Here is a 17,357-nt window from a genome sequence, read left to right on the forward strand (position 1 = left end):
CCATGACTGGCGGCATCTACGGAAAGTTAAAGGACGTGCAAGGCGTTACCGTGGTGGTGAAAAACCCAGCCACCGGCTATGAGAACACGCTGACCCCCGACAAGACCGGTTACTACAACGTCGGCAACCTGGCCCCGGGCACCTATACCGTGCAGCTGATAAAAAATGGCAATCCGGCCGATGAGCAAGCACTCAGCGTGCGCGCCGGTGCGGCGTCGCCAGTGGTTTTTGCAGCCACGGCCAAGAACACTCCCGAAGCTGAGATCAACGCCAAGAACCTGGACGTGATTTCGGTCAGCGGCACGACGACATCGGTGAATACGATTGACGTCAGCAGCGTGGAAAACACCCAGATCTGGAATCTCAGCGACGTCAACAACCTGCCCGTCTCGGCACGCAATCTCGAAGGCATCGCCACCCTGCAATCGAATGTAAGCGCCGCGGGCAAGCTGGGCAGTGCACAGGGTTATTCGGGTGGCTATGTGCAGTTCAACGGTGCCGCGCCCGACGAAAACCGCTATTACGTCAACCAGTTCGACACCACCAACGGCTCGAACATGCTGCAGCCCACCGGCGTACCGGACGAGGCCATCAGCACCATTCAAATCAAGAGCACTGGCTATGGCGTGCAATACGGTAGCACCACCGGTGGCGTTACCTCGGGCACGATCAAGCAGGGCAGCAATATCTTCAAGATGGGCGGCAGCCTTTATTTCACGCCGCCGACCTCTTCGCTGCTGAATCCGAATACGCCCAATGTGCGCAATAGCGCGGATGCGACCAAGTACAACATCTTCGGCTCGGCCACGCACACCGAAAGCCAGCTCACCAACAACCTCTGGTCTTCCGGCCCGATTCTGCAGGACAAGCTGTTTTATTACGCCTTGTTCACCAATAAAGGCGGCTCGCGCCAAACCACCTACGACCAGAACAGCGGCACCACCAAAGACATCTTCAATCAAAACCCCTCGCATGGCGGGTTGATCAACCTGACCTGGAATATCAACAAGGACCAAACCGTGGACTGGCTGCTTTATCGTGAAAACGACAACAGCCGCCACACGCAGTACGCGGTCAATGAGCCCTACAACCCGGGCAGCGCCAGTACCTCGCCGTACAACTACAGCCATGGCATCAACAATGAATGGCTGAGCGTGCTCAACTACACCGGAAAAATCACCGACACACTAAGCGTGTCGGCGATGTACGGCTATCTGCGCACGCGTTACTACACCCATAGCCTGAGCGACGATCAAGGCGGCAGCCTGCCCTCGGTCTCGTACTTCGATCCGGCCACGCAGAAGATCGTCGTGCCACCGGGCGGCACCGGCCCCGCCACGATCAACTCGCCGTTCGTCTACGACAAAAAAGGTTATCGGCTGGACTTCGACTGGTATCCGGTCGAGCAACATCATCTGAGCTTTGGCCTTGACCACTACAACTACGTAGCAACCATTCTCACCGCGACCAATCCTCACGGTGCCTGGGCTTACAACATCAACCACTGCCCGCCGGACCAGGCCAGCTGCGCGCTACCCAATGGCAGCGTACTAGCCAACGGCACGCCCTATGTGAGCTCTGCCATTTCGTACCAGAACGACGCCGATCGCAATATCAACAAGAGTTTTTATCTCGACGACACCTGGCAAGTCAGTAATAACGTCTTGCTGTACGCCGGCCTGCGGCACGATACCTATGTCTCCAAGCTGGACACCGGCCAGACCTATTTGCATCTGCCCTATAACTCGCCGCGCTTTGGCGTGTCGTGGGACGTGCACGGCGATAGCAGCTTGAAGGTCGGCGCCACGCTGGGCCGTTATGCGGAAGGGCTAGGCGTCAACTACAACGATTTGGCCGGTGCGGCATATATCTCGCAGACGTACTACTACACCTACAACTGCGCCAGCGCGAATTGCGCCAACAATGGCTATATCCCGCAAAACCTGCAGCAAACCGGCTCGCCGACCGGTGTCGTCGGCAACATCCCACCGACCGTCAACGGCCAGGTTTCGCACAACATCAAACCCAGCTACCAAGACAGCCTGTCGATCTACGCCCTGCAGCAGTTCAATAACAGCTGGACCGCCGGCGCCACGTTCTACGTGAGCAAGCTGCGCAATCTGATGGAATATTGGAACGGCACCACGATGGTGAATAACTATCTGACCGCCCATGGCTATAGCTATCAGATTCCAGGCGACGGACTGGGCTTTCTCTACAACCCGGGCAAGTCTCTGGACCTGACCTTGCCGGCAGGTCCAGGTGGTGCCTTACAGCGGGTCGTCATTCCCAATAGCTATCTCGGCATGCCCCACCCGGAGCGCAAAACCTACCAGCTGACCTTTACGCTCGATCATCCAGCCACCGCCGAAGAGCCCTGGTTCCTCGATGTCTCGTATACCTGGCGCCACTTGTTCGGCAACACCACTGGCGCGGTCAACGCCACCGGCTCGCAAAACAGCAATGTCTTCAGCAACGGCTATGACCAGAGCTGGGAGGCACCTGCCTTCCTCGACGGCGCGGGCGGCAATTTGCAATCGGATGCCAAGAACACGCTCAAGATCAACGGCTACTACCGCTTCTCGTATGGCCTGCGCCTGGGCGGCATGTTTACTGCGTCATCCGGCGTCCCACTCAGCTGCTATAGCAACTATCCCTATCCCAACGATGGCCGTCTGCCCGCAGCCGGTAACTCGCAGGACAGCTACTACTGCGGCAATCAGTTGATCTCGCGTGGTCATGCCGGCAAGACCAGTTTCTGGGATCAGCTAGACCTGGATGTCGGCTACGACTGGAAGCTTGCCAACAACGCTTTCAGCCTGGATCTGAAGGTAACCAATGCGTTTAATCGCAACGCGGTGCTCCAGAAAAACCAGGTCTATAACGCCAATGTCGGCGACCCCAACCCATCGCCCACGTATATGACGCCCAGCCTGTTCCAGGCACCGCGTTCGTCGATGCTGGTATTCCGCTGGCAGTACAACTGATCGAAAAACAAAAGCCCCTCCTCTGACGCGCAGAGGAGGGGCTGCATATCGATAAAGCCCCTCAAAGGGCTATCAAGACGGCGCTTAAGCGGGCCCGTCTTCGCCACGCATGCGCACATCGCCCGGATGCATTTCGGTGCGACCGATATGCTCGGCGCGCTGCGCCTGGAAGAAGCGCTGCACCTGCTGGCAAACCTCCATGGTGTTCTCGCGGGCAATCGCCGAGACGAGGAACCACGGCTGCGTCCAACCCAGGCGCTTGACGATATCTTCGGCCACCGCCTGGCGTTCTTCCTCGGGCAATACGTCGGCCTTGTTCAATACCAGCCAGCGGGGGCGATCGAGCAGCTCGGCGTCGAACTTCGACAGCTCTTGCTCAATGGCGCGCACTTGCTCGGGCACATCCGCACCATCCAGGGGAGCCACATCGACCAGATGCAGCAACAGGCTGGTACGAGCCAGGTGGCGCAGAAACTGGATGCCCAGCCCGGCCCCATCGGCAGCGCCTTCGATCAAGCCCGGGATATCGGCAATCACAAAGCTCTGGTCGGTGCCCAGGCTGACCACGCCGAGATTCGGATGCAACGTAGTGAACGGATAATCGGCAACCCGCGGAGTCGCTGCCGATACCGCACGGATAAAAGTCGATTTGCCCGCATTGGGGAAACCCAGCAGGCCAACGTCGGCCAGCAATTTCAACTCCAGCTGCAGCTCGCGCACCTCGCCCGGCGTACCCGGTGTGGACTTACGCGGGGCTCGGTTGACCGAGCTCTTGAAGTGGATATTGCCCAGCCCACCCTTGCCGCCCAGCGCCACCAGCAAGCGCTGACCGTGCACGGTGAGGTCGCCGATGGTCTCGTCGGTATCGACATTGGTCACCACCGTGCCGACCGGCACCCGGATGACCGTGTCATCGCCGCCCTTGCCGTACATCTGGCTGCCCATGCCGTTCTGGCCGCGCTGCGCCTTGAAGCTGCGCTGGTGACGGAAATCGATCAGCGTGTTGAGGCCTTCGTCGGCAATCAGCCATACCGAGCCGCCACCGCCGCCGTCGCCACCATCGGGACCGCCGAACGGGATAAATTTTTCGCGCCGGAAGCTGATGCAACCGTTACCGCCGTCGCCGGCGAGTACCTTGATGATGGCTTCATCGACAAATTTCATGGTTTAGGCCAGGCATAGTGAATCGGGAATAGCAAATCGGAGGGCAATAAGCCCGGATATGGTACGGGAGTGCGGGCGCGGGTTTTACCCGGGCTCAGCGACCGACGCAGCACACCGCTCCGAACAAACGAAAAGCCCCGCCGAAGCGGGGCCTTCGATACAACATCGACCAGGCTTAAGCCTTGACGACGCTGACGAACCGACGGTTCTTCTCACCGCGACGCTTGAATTCGACGGTACCGTCGACCAACGCGAACAAGGTGTGATCACGACCCAGGCCAACGCCCGGACCCGGATGGAACTGGGTGCCGCGCTGACGCACGATGATGTTGCCGGCTTCGATAGCCTGGCCGCCGTAAATCTTCACGCCCAGGTATTTCGGGTTGGAATCGCGACCGTTGCGGCTGGAACCTACGCCTTTTTTATGTGCCATGACTGTTTGCTCCAGTTACTCAGGCGTTGATGCCTGTGATCTCGACTTCGGTGAAGTGCTGACGATGTCCCTGCTGCTTTTTGTGGTGCTTGCGGCGACGGAACTTGATGATGCGGATTTTATCGGCGCGGCCGTGCTTGCGCACAGTGGCGCTGACGGTGGCACCGGCTACAACGGGTGCGCCCACGGTGATCGACTCACCGGAACCGACCAGCAACACCTGGTCAAACTTCACGTTGGCGCCTTCTTCGACTTCGAGCAGCTCCACGCGCAGGACATCGCCCTGCTGTACGCGGTACTGCTTGCCGCCGGTTTTAATGACTGCATAGCTCATTGGGAATATCCCTTCTGTCGTTATTCTCTTGGGGTTCGCTCAGCCCATCAGGCCAAAACGAACGCGGGAGTATAGCGACCCACCCGGCAGCTGGTCAAATCCTGACCAACTACCGCAAACCACCAGCCTGGCCAGATCTCCCGACGAAACAGCAGCTTAATGCTTGCCCTTGGCCGGCGCCGCGGGTTTCAACTGGGTATCGGCTGGCGCTGGACTGGCCGGGCAACGGCCATCGGCGCCCAGCGTGCCGTTCTGCTGCAGTTGCTGAATCATCGCCTTGCCCCGCTCCTGGCCCCACTGATTGCCGATTTGCAGCCCCTCGGCCATGGTCTCGGGCATCTTGGCGATGACCTTCTGGCCCAGCGGCGAACGGTAAAACTTCAGCAATCCGTCCACATCCTCAGCGGTGAAATTGCGCTGATAAATGGGAATCATGCGGCCGATCAACTGCTGGGTGCCGTTGGCGTCGAGAAAACCCTGCCAGTAACTGCTGGGCACGCAGGGCAAGGTCTGCTGCATCATATTGGCCATCTGGCCGTTCATCTGGCCCAGCATCTTGCCGATGCCGACCACGTCCATTAGCTGGCGAACCTGCTCCTCGCTAGGTTGTGCCGCCAGCGCCTGCCCCGTAGACACGGCCAACATCAGACCGGCGCCGTACTTTGCCCATGTGCGGATGGTCATAACTATCCTTCAGTTACTTCAGCCTAAGCGGCCGCGAGAGCTATTAGGCCATAACTTGGGAATGCCCTGACCTATTCGGCGTAGACGTTGAAGTAGATCAAAGCATCTATGGACCCAGGCAAAAACTTTCCCGATCCATGGCGACGAGGGCAATAAGTAACCTGTCTAGTTTGGTATAGTTCACTTTTCCCCCCGTCCCCAGGCGCTATGGACACCATCCGCATTCGCGGCGCTCGCACGCATAACCTCAAAAATATCGATCTGGACCTGCCTCGCGACCGGCTGATCGTCATTACAGGTCTGTCGGGCTCTGGCAAGTCGTCATTGGCTTTCGACACTATTTATGCTGAAGGGCAGCGGCGTTACGTCGAGTCGCTTTCGGCCTATGCCCGGCAATTTCTATCGATGATGGAAAAACCGGACGTCGACCATATCGAAGGCCTGTCGCCGGCGATCTCGATCGAGCAGAAATCCACCTCGCACAATCCACGTTCGACGGTGGGCACGATTACCGAGGTATACGACTACCTGCGCCTGCTGTATGCCCGTGTCGGCACGCCGCGCTGCCCCGATCACGGCATTCCGCTGGAAGCGCAAACCGTCAGCCAGATGGTCGACGCCACGCTGGCCCTGGATGCGGATAAGCGCTTCATGTTGCTGGCGCCGGTCATTCGCGGACGCAAGGGCGAGCATGTACAGGTATTCGAGCAGCTGCGGGCGCAAGGCTTTGTGCGCGCACGCGTCGATGGCGCGGTCTACGACCTGGACGCCGTGCCGCCGCTGACCCTGCGCCAAAAGCACACCATCGAAGTGGTGATCGACCGCTTCCGTCCGCGTGACGATATCAAGCAGCGCCTGGCCGAATCGTTTGAGACCGGCCTGCGCCTGGGTGATGGCCTGGTCATCGTGGTCAATATGGATGATCCCAAGGCGACCGAGCAGTTGCTGTCCTCGCGCTATTCCTGCCCGGTGTGCGATTACTCGCTACCAGAACTGGAACCGCGGCTGTTTTCATTCAACTCGCCGGTCGGCGCCTGCCCTACCTGTGATGGTCTCGGCGTTACTCAAGTGTTCGATCCGGTTCGCGTGGTGGGCCACCCGGAACTGCCATTGTCTGGCGGTGCGGTGCGCGGCTGGGATCGCCGCAACGCACATTATTTCCAGCTGATTCTTTCGCTGGCCAATCATTACGGTTTCGAGGTGGATACCCCGTGGCAGCAGTTATCCGCCCCGGTAAAGCAGGCGGTGCTGTACGGCAGCGGCAAGGACAAGATCCAGTTCCGTTACCTCACCGAGCGGGGCGGCAAGGTCACCCGTGAACACGCCTTCGAAGGCATCCTGCCGAACCTGGAACGACGCTACAAAGAAACCGAATCGTCGGCGGTGCGTGAAGAGCTGAGCAAGTACATCAGCGATCATCCCTGCCCCGATTGCGGCGGCCAACGTTTGAATCGTTCGGCGCGCAACGTATTCGTCGCCGACCACGCCCTGCCATCGCTCACCAACCGCTCCATCGACGACGCCTTGATCTTTTTCGATCAGTTGAAGCTGGCCGGCTGGCGCGGCGAAATTGCCGTAAAAATCGTCAAGGAAATCCGCGAGCGGCTCACTTTTCTCAACGACGTGGGCCTGAACTACCTCACCCTGGACCGTCAGGCCGACACGCTTTCCGGCGGCGAAGCGCAGCGCATCCGCCTCGCCTCGCAGATCGGCGCCGGATTGGTCGGCGTGATGTACGTGCTGGACGAACCGTCGATCGGTTTGCATCAACGCGATAACGAACGCCTGCTCGGTACGCTTACCCGTCTGCGCGACCTCGGCAATACGGTCATCGTGGTCGAACATGACGAAGATGCGATTCGCGCGGCAGACCATGTCCTGGACATCGGCCCCGGCGCGGGCGTGCATGGTGGCGAAATCGTTGCGCAAGGCACGGTGAAAGACATCCTCGCCTCACCGCGTTCGGTCACCGGCCAATACCTTTCGGGGCGCCGCGCGATCGAAGTGCCGACAGAACGCCGGCAACAGATCGACAAAGATTCGTGGCTGCACCTCAAAGGCGCCAGCGGCAACAATTTGAAGAACGTCGACCTGGCGATTCCCGCCGGATTATTTACCTGCATCACCGGCGTATCCGGCTCGGGCAAATCCACCCTGGTCAATGACACACTGTTCCGCCTGGCCGCAGCCGAGCTCAACGGCGCCAGCGCACAACCGGCACCGTATACATCGATCGAAGGGATGGAGCTTTTCGACAAGGTCGTCGATATCGACCAGTCACCGATTGGCCGCACGCCGCGCTCCAACCCGGCGACCTATACCGGCTTGTTCACACCGCTGCGTGAGCTGTACGCACAGGTGCCTGAATCGCGCGCACGTGGCTATACCCCGGGCCGCTTCAGTTTCAATGTGCGTGGCGGCCGCTGCGAAGCCTGCGAAGGCGATGGCATGATCAAGGTGGAAATGCACTTTCTGCCCGATGTCTACGTGCCTTGCGATGCCTGCCACGGCAAACGCTATAACCGCGAAACCCTGGAAATTCACTACAAGGGTTACACCATCGCCGACGTGCTCGACATGACGGTGGAGGACGCGCATAAGCTGTTCGAGAACGTGCCGACCATCGCACGCAAACTCGATACCTTGCGCTCGGTGGGCCTGGATTACATCAAGCTCGGGCAAAGCGCGACAACGCTTTCCGGCGGTGAGGCGCAGCGCGTCAAACTATCGAAAGAGCTATCCAAGCGCGATACCGGCCGCACCATATACATCCTCGACGAACCAACTACCGGCCTGCACTTCCACGATATCGAGCAGTTGCTCGACGTGCTGCACCAACTGGTTGAGCAGGGCAATACGGTGGTCGTCATCGAGCACAATCTGGATGTCATCAAGACGGCCGACTGGATTGTCGATCTTGGCCCGGAAGGCGGTGCCGGCGGCGGCCGCATCCTGGTGGCCGGCACCCCGGAGACAGTCGCCAGCACAGCCAGTTCGTATACCGGCCACTTCCTCGCGCCCCATCTCAACATGGTCAAGCCCGCCAAAGCCCCTGACAAAGCCGCGACAAAAAGCAGCAGCAAAGCGCCGGCCAAAAGCAGCGCCAAGAACAATAGCAAACCCAGCCTGACGGCACGGAAAAAGAAAGCATGAGTTCGAGCGACACCACGGCAGCCGAGACGGATAAGCCAAGCAAGCGCCACAAAACGGCCAGTGAAAACAGCACCGCAGCATTGCCAGTCCAGGCCAGTGACGAACCGTTGTTCGTCGCCTCCATCGGGGTGCGCTGGCGTGATCTGGACGCGTTCAACCACGTCAATAACTCCAACTTCCTGACCTATCTGGAAGAGGCGCGGCTGCAATGGCTACGACATGTGCCGGGGCCGTGGTTCGACGAACATGCCATGCCGGTGCTGGCTGCCAGCGAAGTCAATTATCGCCAGCCGATCGAATGGCCGGCACAGTTGAATGTCGAGTTATCGTGCGAGCGGCTTGGCCACACATCGATCACCATCGCCCACCGCATCGTCGATGCGGAGCAGACCGATCGTTTGTATAGCGACGGCAAGGTAGTCATGGTGTGGATGAACCCATCCACCGGCACACCGGTGCCCTTGCCACAGGCGATTCGCGATTCGGCCGAATCGGCGGGTGCCTGAGAGTCCGCTCAAAGTCTCCTCACGGCACGTACCGGGGAGATCTTGAACAGGCCCCGCATATTTAGATACCGAGGCTTCATGCAGCCTCGGTAAGATGCTCGGCGACCACCTCACCGGAGTTCGCCCGTGAATCTGTTCCGTTTGCGTACCCTCGCCCTTGCCTGTATCGCAGCCACCACGTCGGTGGCCGCCGCGCCGGCCGACCATACCGAGCTCACGCTCTACCGCAGTGACGATGCCGCCCTATTCGGTGCCGGTGATAATGGTGCCGTGCAGGCGGGCTACGCGGTCGCTCGCGAACCCCGCCAGCTGGAGCTGAAAAGCGGCGTGCAGGATCTAAGTCTCGGTGGCCTGCCTTCGTTTCTCGACACTGAGGCGCTTTCGCTTTATGTCGAGGGCGATGCGGCCAAGGTGCTTTCTCAACGCCTGCGCCTCGGTCAAGGCCAGAACGCCGCACTGGGCAGCCTGATCGGCCAGTCCATCGAGGTGCTGGGCAGCAATGCCCAACCGTTAGCCACCGGCACGCTATTACGGGCGGGCGATGGCCTATTGGTGCGCGACGCTGCCGGCAATACCAGCCTGATTCGTGACTATGCTGCCGTGCGTGCACGCGGCAGCTTCAGCACCGGCTCCAGCCTGGAGCTGCGCCTCGATGCTAGCCGTGCGGGCACCGCCAAGGCTGTACTGAGCTACCCGACCGCCGGCCTCGGCTGGCGCGCCGCCTACATCGGCACCCTGCTACCGGGGGCCAGCTGCAAGCTGCAATTCGAATCGCGCGCCAGCATCGCCAACCGTAGCGGCCGGGACTGGAGCGGGGTGCAGCTCAAGCTGGTCGCCGGCGAACCTCATTTCGCCAAAGCCTCGGCGCCACGACCGGTGATGATGGCTTTTGCGGCGGCCCCGCGCGCCAAGAGTGCTGACGCCGAACTACCCGAGCAATCCACCCTGGCCGACTACCGCATCTACAACCTGCCCGCGGCCGTCGACCTACCCGACGGAAGCGTCAGCCAGGTGCCGCTGTACACCACCCGCACCATCGACTGCGAACGCACTGCGCTGTATGAAAACGGCGGCAGCTGGATACCGCCGCAGCCGATGATCGGGCGCGATTTCAGCCAAGGCGGCGGCGAGGCCATCGTCAGCACCCTGCGCTTGAAAGCCTTCGACAGCCTGCCGGCGGGTTACCTGCGGGTGTTGAGCGCCGACCGCGACGGCACGCCGCAATTCATTGGCGAAGGACGCATCAACGACACACCCAAAGACAGCGATGCCACGATCACCTTGGGCACCGCGTTCGATCTGAAAGCCCAGCGCGAGCGCACGGCCTTCAGTGTGGACAAGGCCGGCCGCACCTTGAACGAAGCCTTCCGCATCAAGCTGAGCAATGCCAGCGACACCGCGCGCACGATCACCGTGCGCGAACACCCCAATCGCTGGCGGCAATGGACCCTGGTCTCTTCGTCCAGCAAACCCAGCGAGCAAAAGCCGGACCTGCTGGAGTTCCGCATCGAAGTCCCCGCCGGCGGCAAGGCCACGCTGGATTATGCGGTTCGCTATCAATGGACCGCTGCAGAACAGCCACAATAAGCCATCTCTCCATCCACTACTGATCGGGATAGTTCATGCTTAATGTCATCACTCACGATGCGATCACCGAGATCAATCTGGCGCGGCCGCCGGTCAATGCGCTCAGTCTCGAGTTGTTGCAGGCACTGCGCCGTGCATTAGATGAAGCCGTACGCCAGGGAGCGCGCGGCATCGTGTTATCCGGTGCCCAGGGGATGTTCTCCGCGGGCGTGGATGTACCTGCCTTGCTCGGCCGCGACCGCCAGGGCGTGCACGAATACTGGCGCGAATTTTTCAGCGTTTGCGCCGCGCTCGCTCGCTCGCCGGTCCCGGTGGTGGCAGCCATCACCGGCCACAGCCCTGCCGGCGGCGCGGTACTGTCGTTGTTCTGCGATTACCGGGTGATGGCCCAGGGCACATTCCGCATCGGCCTCAACGAAGTACAGGTCGGGCTGATCGTCCCCGAATGCATCCAGTTCGCCATGCGTCGCGTCATCGGTGCTTATCGCGCCGAGCGGCTGCTGATTGCCGGCGCCATGGTCGATGCGCAGCAGGCGCTGAGCTATGGACTGGTCGACGAAGTCGTGGCCACCGAGCAAGTCGTTCCACAGGCCATCCATTGGCTGACCCAGCTGCTTGCCCTGCCGCCGCGCGCGATGCTGGCCACCCGAGCCCTGGCTCGGGCCGATCTCGCCGAAGCCTACGCCGATGTCGATGCGTTGCCGCTGGATGATTTTCTCGATGGGTTCTTTCACCCCGAAACCCAGGCTGTGCTGCAACAACTGGTCGCGCGGCTGAAGAAAAAAGACTAAAGCTCGGCCCAACCGACGCATCGAGTGCGGCCCCGGCCGCACTCGATGCGGCTCGCGCGGCGGGTCAACGATACATCCGCGCAATCAATGCGGTGATCGCAAGGGCACCACCACTTGGCCATCCGGCCCTTTACCTGTAAACACGCCATCGTCGGTGACGACTTGCACGACGATATCGCGGCTCGAAGCCCTTCGCTTACCGTCGCTACCGGCGATGCTTACGTGCACGGTGTCACCTTGCCGTTGAGCGCGATAGCGCGTGAGGCGATAGTCACCACGGCGATAGCCATAGCCTTCGCCGGCGTCCTCATACAGACTGCCCTGCGCCTCGCCATCCGCATCCAAGCAGACCAGCAGGGTTAGCGGGTCCAGCGATTCTTCGTGGGTGTTTTGCACCACCCTGCCCAGCGGCAAGATCGCCCCGCCACGCAGCTTCAAGGCGGCCTGATGGGGATCGGCAACCTCACCTTCGATCAGCGAAACCTTGCGCCAGATGCCTTTGGGTAAAGCCGGCTGGCGCGCCCAGGCTGGCACCACCAACAGATCGCGCCCGAGCAAAAACGCCTGCGCTTCGCTACGCAGTGACAGATCGCGCGGATCAGCGAAAAACACCGGCTGCATCACCGGCATGCCATTCACCGAGGCATCGTGAAACAACGTATAGAGATAAGGCAGCAGCCGATACCGGCGCTCGATGGCAATCCGTGCCGTGTTCTCGACGGCCGGCCCGAAGGCCCAGGGTTCTTTCTGTTGCGCCGCCTTGATCGTATGCCCCCGTGAAAACGGATAGAACGCGCCAACGGCGATCCAGTTCGCCCACAGGTCGGCTGTTGCCTCGCCACTGAAGCCACCGATATCCGGACCGCTGAACGGCTGCCCCGATAAGCCGAGATTGATCGACATCGGGATCGACATCTTCAAATGCTCCCAGGTCGAAGTGTTGTCGCCAGTCCAGGTCGCGGCATAGCGCTGACCACCCAGAAAGTTCGCCCGCGTCAATACAAACGGCCGTCTATCTGGCAGCGCCGCCTGGATGCCATCGCGGGTTGCCTGTGCCATCAACATGCCGTAGACGTTGTGATATTGCAGATGCGAACCGGGTGACAATTCGCCACCGCCGCGATGCCAATTGTCGTCTGGCATCGTCATGCTCGGCACCTTGAATACCGATGGCTCATTCATGTCGTTCCACACGCCATCGACGCCCTGTGCCATAAACCCTTTGTATAGCGCCGACCACCAGCTGCGCGTGGCTGGCATGGTGAAATCCGGATAAGCTACTTCGCCTGGCCACACTTCACCGTGATATTCACCACCTTGCGCATCCTTGACCCACACGTCGTGCGCGGTACCGCTGTCGTACACCTTATAGCCGGGGTCGAACTTCACCCCAGGGTCGATCATCCAGACGCTGTGAAAGCCGCGCTCGTGCAACGCGTTGTTAAGCCGCTTCGGGTCGGGGAAATCTTTTGCGCTGAAGGTGAAGACACGAAAGCCGTCCATATAGTCGATATCCATCCAGATCACATCGACCGGAATCTTGCGTCTGCGAAATTCATCGGCGATCTCGAGCACATGCGTATCGGGCGTATAGGACCAGCGCGATTGTTGATAGCCCAAGGCCCAGCGCGGCGGCAGCGGCATCTTGCCGGTCAGCTCGGCCAGCCCCTGCAAGACGGCTTGTGGCGAGGCGCGATCAATCACAATCACCGGCATCGGCGGCCCGCTCGAAGCGAAGACGATACGCTGCCCGGTATCCAGCTCGGCCCGCCAGGTAGAATCGAACAACACCCCGAAGGCGCTACCGTCCTTGCGCACTCCCAATACCCAGGGATGCGATTGATAAAGCTGATGACCGCTTTCGCGGGCATATTCGAAGTTGTCGGTATTCCACAGGGTGATCGTGCTGCCATTGCGACGCAGCGGCCCGGTGACCTCACCGGTGCCATACAGGTCGGCCCCTGCGGGTATCTGCACGATGACCCGGCTGCCTGCACCGCTACGTACGAATTGCGGTTTGATCGCCCAGCCGGACGGTGGCTGCCCTTGCAAAACCGGTGCCTTGACCAGTGTCAGCGAGGCCGGGTAAGCCTTCATGCCTTGCGGCAAAAAGGCCACGATGCCAGCGCCGATTTTCTCGATACGACCGGTAGCTACGGCCTCCCTGGGTGACGTGTCAGCCATAGCAATCCCGGCAAAGTGGCACAACGACAACACAAACAAGCTTTGGGTGGCTAGCTTCAGCATGCGATGACACCTGACCTAGTGCGGTGATGCAAGGTGAATCGCGCCGTACGAAAACCCCGCTGCGCGAACTCAGCGAGGCGCGTCGCCGGTTGCGACGGGTCGCGAAGGATCGCTAACCCAGCCGCTCCATGATGGCGCATACAAACGCGAGCCGCTCAACCCGGCATGTTCCATCGCTAACAGGTTGTGACAAGCCGTGACGCCCGAGCCGCACATATGCACCACCTGGGCAGCTGACGCCGCGCCCAACAAGGCGAGAAATTCCTGCCGCAAGATTTCCGCCGGCTTGAAGCGACCATCCGTCGCCAGGTTCTCGGCGAACGACCGGTTCAATGCATCGGGGACATGGCCGGCTACCGGGTCGAGCGGCTCGACTTCGCCGCGATAGCGGGGCGCGGCCCGTGCATCCAACAGCACCGGCGCCGGGGCAGTATGCAAAGCCTGGTGATCAAGCACGACCTGCTGGCTGTCGTAGTGTCTTTCGACCTGCGTTGCTTGCCGCACTGGCATCGAGGTATCTAGCGGCAAGTCCGCGGCCTGCCACGCCGCATAACCACCGTCCAGAACCGCCACCTCGGTGACACCGGTCAGCCGCAACAGCCACCACAATCGCGCGGCGGCGAGCGCACCGCCCTGGGCGTCATAGCAAACCACTTGCAGCCCCGGATACCAGCCCCAGCGTGACAGCACGGCCGAGAAGGCCCGCTCCAGCGGCAACGGATGCCGGCCCAAGCCCTGCCCCTGGCGTGACAGATCGGAAAGGTCATGATCGAGGCTGGCGAATACCGCACCGGGGATATGCCCCGCCAGGTAATCACGTTCGCCCTGACCGGGGTCGGCTGTGGACGAACGGCAATCGACGATCAACACCTGGTCCGGTGGCAGCGCCGCGAGACTGGCGGCATCGATCAACGTCGTATGAAGACTCATGCGCGACCCATCCTATGCAACAGATTTAACAATATCGCGGCAGTGGCACCCCAGATACGATGCCCGCCGTGGACGAATTCCACCATCGGCCGACGATGACCGCGAAACTCCATGGTGTAGCGGCGCAGGTTGGCGGGGTCCAGTAAAAACGCCAAGGGCACCTCGAATACTTCGGCGACCTCGGCCGGTGCCGGGTACAACGGCGCATGCGCGTCGATCCAGGCGACCACCGGAGTGACGCAATAGCCGCTAATCGTCTCGAAGCAATCCAGATAGCCAAGTGGCGTCACCAGCGCGCGGTCGAGGCCGATCTCTTCTTCGCTTTCACGCAACGCCGTGGTCAGCGCGTCGCCATCTTCAGGGTCGGTGCGGCCACCAGGAAAAGCGACCTGGCCGGCGTGCGCCTGCAAATGATCGGTGCGCACGGTAAGCACCAGCCGTGGCTGCACACCTTGCCGCAAACCGACCAGCACGGCAGCCGGGCTGCGTGGCGTATCGCCAAGCAGCTCAGTCATTTCCAGATGGTTCCAACCCGGCGCGCTAGGTGGTGACGACAACGGTCGCAGCGCGGTCAATAGCGCGGACAGTTGCTCTTCCATCACGGGGTCTGGCGGGTAGGCAATATATCGAGCATGTAGTGCAAGCGCTCGGCATCGCTCATGCCACGCCAACGGGCGATTTCATCGCCAGTGCGCTGACAACCCTCGCAATAGCCGCGCGAATCCAATCGGCAAATGCCGATACAAGGGCTTAAAGGCATCGTGATGACAGCAGAAGATTCGTTCGACATGGGCTGCTCATGCTAGCCCATACGCGCCCGCGAGGCAGCAGGAGTTATCGCTTAAGGCGACTCCGGTGGCTTGATATCCAGCAATTCGATTTCGAACACCAGCGCCTCGTTGGGCCCGATACGCGGCAAGGCCCCGACATCGCCGTAAGCCAGCTGCGGCGGAATGACGACCTTCCAACGATCGCCCACGTGCATCCGCGGGATAACGTCTTGCCAGCCGCGGATAACCTTGTCTGCCGCAAAATGTACCGGCACGCCACGCGCCCAGGTGCTGTCGAACTCGGTACCGTCGACCAGCATCCCGCGGTAGTTCACCGTGACCATGCTGTTGACCAACGGATTCACCATGCCGTCACCTTTCTTCAACACCGCGTATTGAACGCCCGACGGCAGCTGCACCACCCCTGCCTGCTGGCGGTTGTGCGCCATGTAATCGGTGCTCTTGCGTGCATTGGCCGCGGCGATCCGCTTGTACTCCGCCACTGCGCTGTCATGCATCTGCTGATCCATGCGCTGCAACTGCTGATGCATGTCTTGCATGGATACCGAGGGATTGCGCTTGGAGTAGGCGTCCTGAATGGCTTTTTGCAGGATGGTGATGTCCACATCCGGCTCGCCACTGACGAATTGGCTACCGATCTGGTAGCCGATGGCATAGGACAGCTTGGCCTTATCCGGCTTGACCGACGGCGTGCCGGGCGGCGCCGCACGATTCTGTGCATGCGCCAGACCTCCCAGCAACAACATGCCCAGAGCCAGCCAACACCGTTGTCTCATGCCATCCTCCATCACCGTACGCGAACCCTATCATGCTAAGCGGTTATGGCAGATCGTGCAGCGCCGCCGTAACCTTTGTTTCAGCAGGCTCTAAGAAAGCCTGCTGAAACAAAGGTTCCCGCTGCTAACATGAACGCTTTAGCCGACAGATAACCGCCATGGCCTATCGCAACCTGGAAATCAGCAACCGCGGCGCGGTGCGCACTATCACGGTGAACCGCCCGGATAAGCTCAATGCGCTCAACCGCGATACGCTCAACGAGCTAAGCATAGCGTTTACTCAAGCCGCACAAGATGACGCGGTGCGTACCGTGGTACTCACGGGTGCTGGCGAAAAAGCCTTTGTCGCCGGCGCCGATATCGCCGAGATGAATGGCTACACACCAGTGCAGGCGCAGAGCTTCTCACGCATCGGCCAGCAGCTGATGAGCGCTATCGAGCGGCTCGGCAAGCCGGTGATCGCGCGGATCCAGGGCTTCGCCCTCGGCGGCGGCATGGAACTGGCCATGGCCTGTCACTTGCGGGTAGCCAGCGAGAAAGCAAAATTCGGCCAGCCGGAAATCAATCTCGGATTGATTCCTGGTTTTGGCGGTACGCAGCGACTGCTGCGACTTGCCGGCCGCGGTGCCGCGCTTGAGCTATGCCTTAGCGGCACGCCGATCGGCGCACAACGCGCTTACGAACTGGGCATCGTCACCCGCGTGGTGGCCCCCGAGGCGCTGGACGAAGCAGTGAACGCGCTGGCCGATCAATTGGCCGCGGCAGCCCCGCTGGCTGCCGCCGGCATTCTCGACGCCGTGCTGCTGGGTGGCGAGACCAGCATCGATCAAGGCCTGGAGTTTGAAACGCAGGCGTTCGCCCTCGCCTTCGCCACACAGGACATGCGTGAGGGAACGACCGCGTTTCTGGAAAAGCGCAAAGCGCAGTTCAAAGGGCGCTAATTAGCCATCATCCTGATTGCTGTGACAAGCAGC

At 60.8% G+C, this 17,357-nt stretch carries 13 protein-coding genes and 1 pseudogene; 6 read left to right on the forward strand and 8 right to left on the reverse strand.

Translation table 11 applies throughout. The features are described from left to right. The first annotated feature begins 2 nt into the window (after positions 1 to 2). Entirely contained in the window at positions 3 to 2,987 is a 2,985-nt protein-coding gene (locus OUZ52_RS01935; protein ID WP_266156618.1) for a TonB-dependent receptor, read from the forward strand. Positions 2,988 to 3,071: 84 nt separating this feature from the next. On the opposite strand, the gene cgtA is transcribed toward OUZ52_RS01935, so the two are convergent. The 4 genes from cgtA to OUZ52_RS01955 form a co-directional block, all read right to left on the reverse strand. Continuing rightward, positions 3,072 to 4,151 (reverse strand): Obg family GTPase CgtA, encoded by a 1,080-nt coding sequence (gene cgtA / locus OUZ52_RS01940; protein WP_266156619.1) that lies wholly within the window; start codon positions 4,149 to 4,151, stop codon positions 3,072 to 3,074. 175 nt (positions 4,152 to 4,326) lie between these two features. After that, complete coding sequence (gene rpmA / locus OUZ52_RS01945; protein ID WP_266156620.1) at positions 4,327 to 4,584, reverse strand: 50S ribosomal protein L27; 258 nt, start codon at positions 4,582 to 4,584, stop codon at positions 4,327 to 4,329. A gap of 19 nt (positions 4,585 to 4,603) precedes the next feature. Beyond that, positions 4,604 to 4,918, reverse strand: a complete 315-nt coding sequence (gene rplU / locus OUZ52_RS01950) for a 50S ribosomal protein L21 (RefSeq protein ID WP_266156621.1) — start codon at positions 4,916 to 4,918, stop codon at positions 4,604 to 4,606. 156 nt (positions 4,919 to 5,074) lie between these two features. Further along, positions 5,075 to 5,602, reverse strand: coding sequence for a DUF2059 domain-containing protein (locus tag OUZ52_RS01955; RefSeq protein ID WP_266156622.1), 528 nt, complete (start codon positions 5,600 to 5,602; stop codon positions 5,075 to 5,077). A 207-nt stretch (positions 5,603 to 5,809) separates the two neighbouring features. On the opposite strand from OUZ52_RS01955, the gene uvrA reads away from it, so the two are divergent. The 4 genes from uvrA (at position 5,810) to OUZ52_RS01975 (ending at position 11,639) form a co-directional block, all read left to right on the forward strand. Next, positions 5,810 to 8,755, forward strand: a complete 2,946-nt coding sequence (gene uvrA / locus OUZ52_RS01960; protein ID WP_266156623.1) for an excinuclease ABC subunit UvrA — start codon at positions 5,810 to 5,812, stop codon at positions 8,753 to 8,755. Continuing rightward, positions 8,752 to 9,261, forward strand: a complete 510-nt coding sequence (locus tag OUZ52_RS01965) for an acyl-CoA thioesterase (protein ID WP_266156624.1) — start codon at positions 8,752 to 8,754, stop codon at positions 9,259 to 9,261. The genes uvrA and OUZ52_RS01965 overlap by 4 nt, the downstream gene beginning before the upstream one ends. Positions 9,262 to 9,387: 126 nt before the next feature. Next, complete coding sequence (locus tag OUZ52_RS01970; RefSeq protein WP_425493755.1) at positions 9,388 to 10,848, forward strand: DUF4139 domain-containing protein; 1,461 nt, start codon at positions 9,388 to 9,390, stop codon at positions 10,846 to 10,848. Positions 10,849 to 10,883: 35 nt separating this feature from the next. Continuing rightward, positions 10,884 to 11,639 (forward strand): enoyl-CoA hydratase/isomerase family protein, encoded by a 756-nt coding sequence (locus OUZ52_RS01975; protein ID WP_266156625.1) that lies wholly within the window; start codon positions 10,884 to 10,886, stop codon positions 11,637 to 11,639. 84 nt (positions 11,640 to 11,723) lie between these two features. Here OUZ52_RS01975 and OUZ52_RS01980 read toward each other — a convergent pair whose 3' ends face one another. The 4 genes and pseudogenes from OUZ52_RS01980 to bamJ form a co-directional block, all read right to left on the reverse strand. Continuing rightward, positions 11,724 to 13,886, reverse strand: coding sequence for a TIM-barrel domain-containing protein (locus OUZ52_RS01980; RefSeq protein WP_266156626.1), 2,163 nt, complete (start codon positions 13,884 to 13,886; stop codon positions 11,724 to 11,726). 69 nt (positions 13,887 to 13,955) lie between these two features. Continuing rightward, a complete protein-coding gene (locus OUZ52_RS01985; protein ID WP_266156627.1) occupies positions 13,956 to 14,816 on the reverse strand; it encodes a sulfurtransferase in 861 nt (286 codons plus the stop codon). Beyond that, a pseudogene (locus OUZ52_RS01990) lies at positions 14,813 to 15,606 on the reverse strand (NUDIX hydrolase). The gene OUZ52_RS01985 and the pseudogene OUZ52_RS01990 overlap by 4 nt, the downstream one beginning before the upstream one ends. Before the next feature lie 51 nt (positions 15,607 to 15,657). Beyond that, entirely contained in the window at positions 15,658 to 16,383 is a 726-nt protein-coding gene (gene bamJ, locus OUZ52_RS02000) for a BamJ family beta-barrel-assembly machinery protein (RefSeq protein WP_266156630.1), read from the reverse strand. Positions 16,384 to 16,541: 158 nt separating this feature from the next. On the opposite strand from bamJ, the gene OUZ52_RS02005 reads away from it, so the two are divergent. Next, entirely contained in the window at positions 16,542 to 17,324 is a 783-nt protein-coding gene (locus OUZ52_RS02005) for an enoyl-CoA hydratase/isomerase family protein (RefSeq protein ID WP_266156631.1), read from the forward strand. The last annotated feature ends 33 nt before the right edge of the window (positions 17,325 to 17,357 follow it).

Origin of the sequence: Dyella silvatica (genome assembly GCF_026283955.1) — a bacterium.
GTDB classification, from domain to species: Bacteria; Pseudomonadota; Gammaproteobacteria; order Xanthomonadales; family Rhodanobacteraceae; genus Dyella_C; species Dyella_C silvatica.

Coding starts and splice junctions, on each gene's coding strand:
- OUZ52_RS01935 (WP_266156618.1), top strand. CDS start 3: ATGACTGGCGGCATCTACGGAAAGTTAAAGGACGTGCAAGGCGTTACC.
- cgtA (WP_266156619.1), bottom strand. CDS start 4,151: ATGAAATTTGTCGATGAAGCCATCATCAAGGTACTCGCCGGCGACGGC.
- rpmA (WP_266156620.1), bottom strand. CDS start 4,584: ATGGCACATAAAAAAGGCGTAGGTTCCAGCCGCAACGGTCGCGATTCC.
- rplU (WP_266156621.1), bottom strand. CDS start 4,918: ATGAGCTATGCAGTCATTAAAACCGGCGGCAAGCAGTACCGCGTACAG.
- OUZ52_RS01955 (WP_266156622.1), bottom strand. CDS start 5,602: ATGACCATCCGCACATGGGCAAAGTACGGCGCCGGTCTGATGTTGGCC.
- uvrA (WP_266156623.1), top strand. CDS start 5,810: ATGGACACCATCCGCATTCGCGGCGCTCGCACGCATAACCTCAAAAAT.
- OUZ52_RS01965 (WP_266156624.1), top strand. CDS start 8,752: ATGAGTTCGAGCGACACCACGGCAGCCGAGACGGATAAGCCAAGCAAG.
- OUZ52_RS01975 (WP_266156625.1), top strand. CDS start 10,884: ATGCTTAATGTCATCACTCACGATGCGATCACCGAGATCAATCTGGCG.
- OUZ52_RS01980 (WP_266156626.1), bottom strand. CDS start 13,886: ATGCTGAAGCTAGCCACCCAAAGCTTGTTTGTGTTGTCGTTGTGCCAC.
- OUZ52_RS01985 (WP_266156627.1), bottom strand. CDS start 14,816: ATGAGTCTTCATACGACGTTGATCGATGCCGCCAGTCTCGCGGCGCTG.
- bamJ (WP_266156630.1), bottom strand. CDS start 16,383: ATGAGACAACGGTGTTGGCTGGCTCTGGGCATGTTGTTGCTGGGAGGT.
- OUZ52_RS02005 (WP_266156631.1), top strand. CDS start 16,542: ATGGCCTATCGCAACCTGGAAATCAGCAACCGCGGCGCGGTGCGCACT.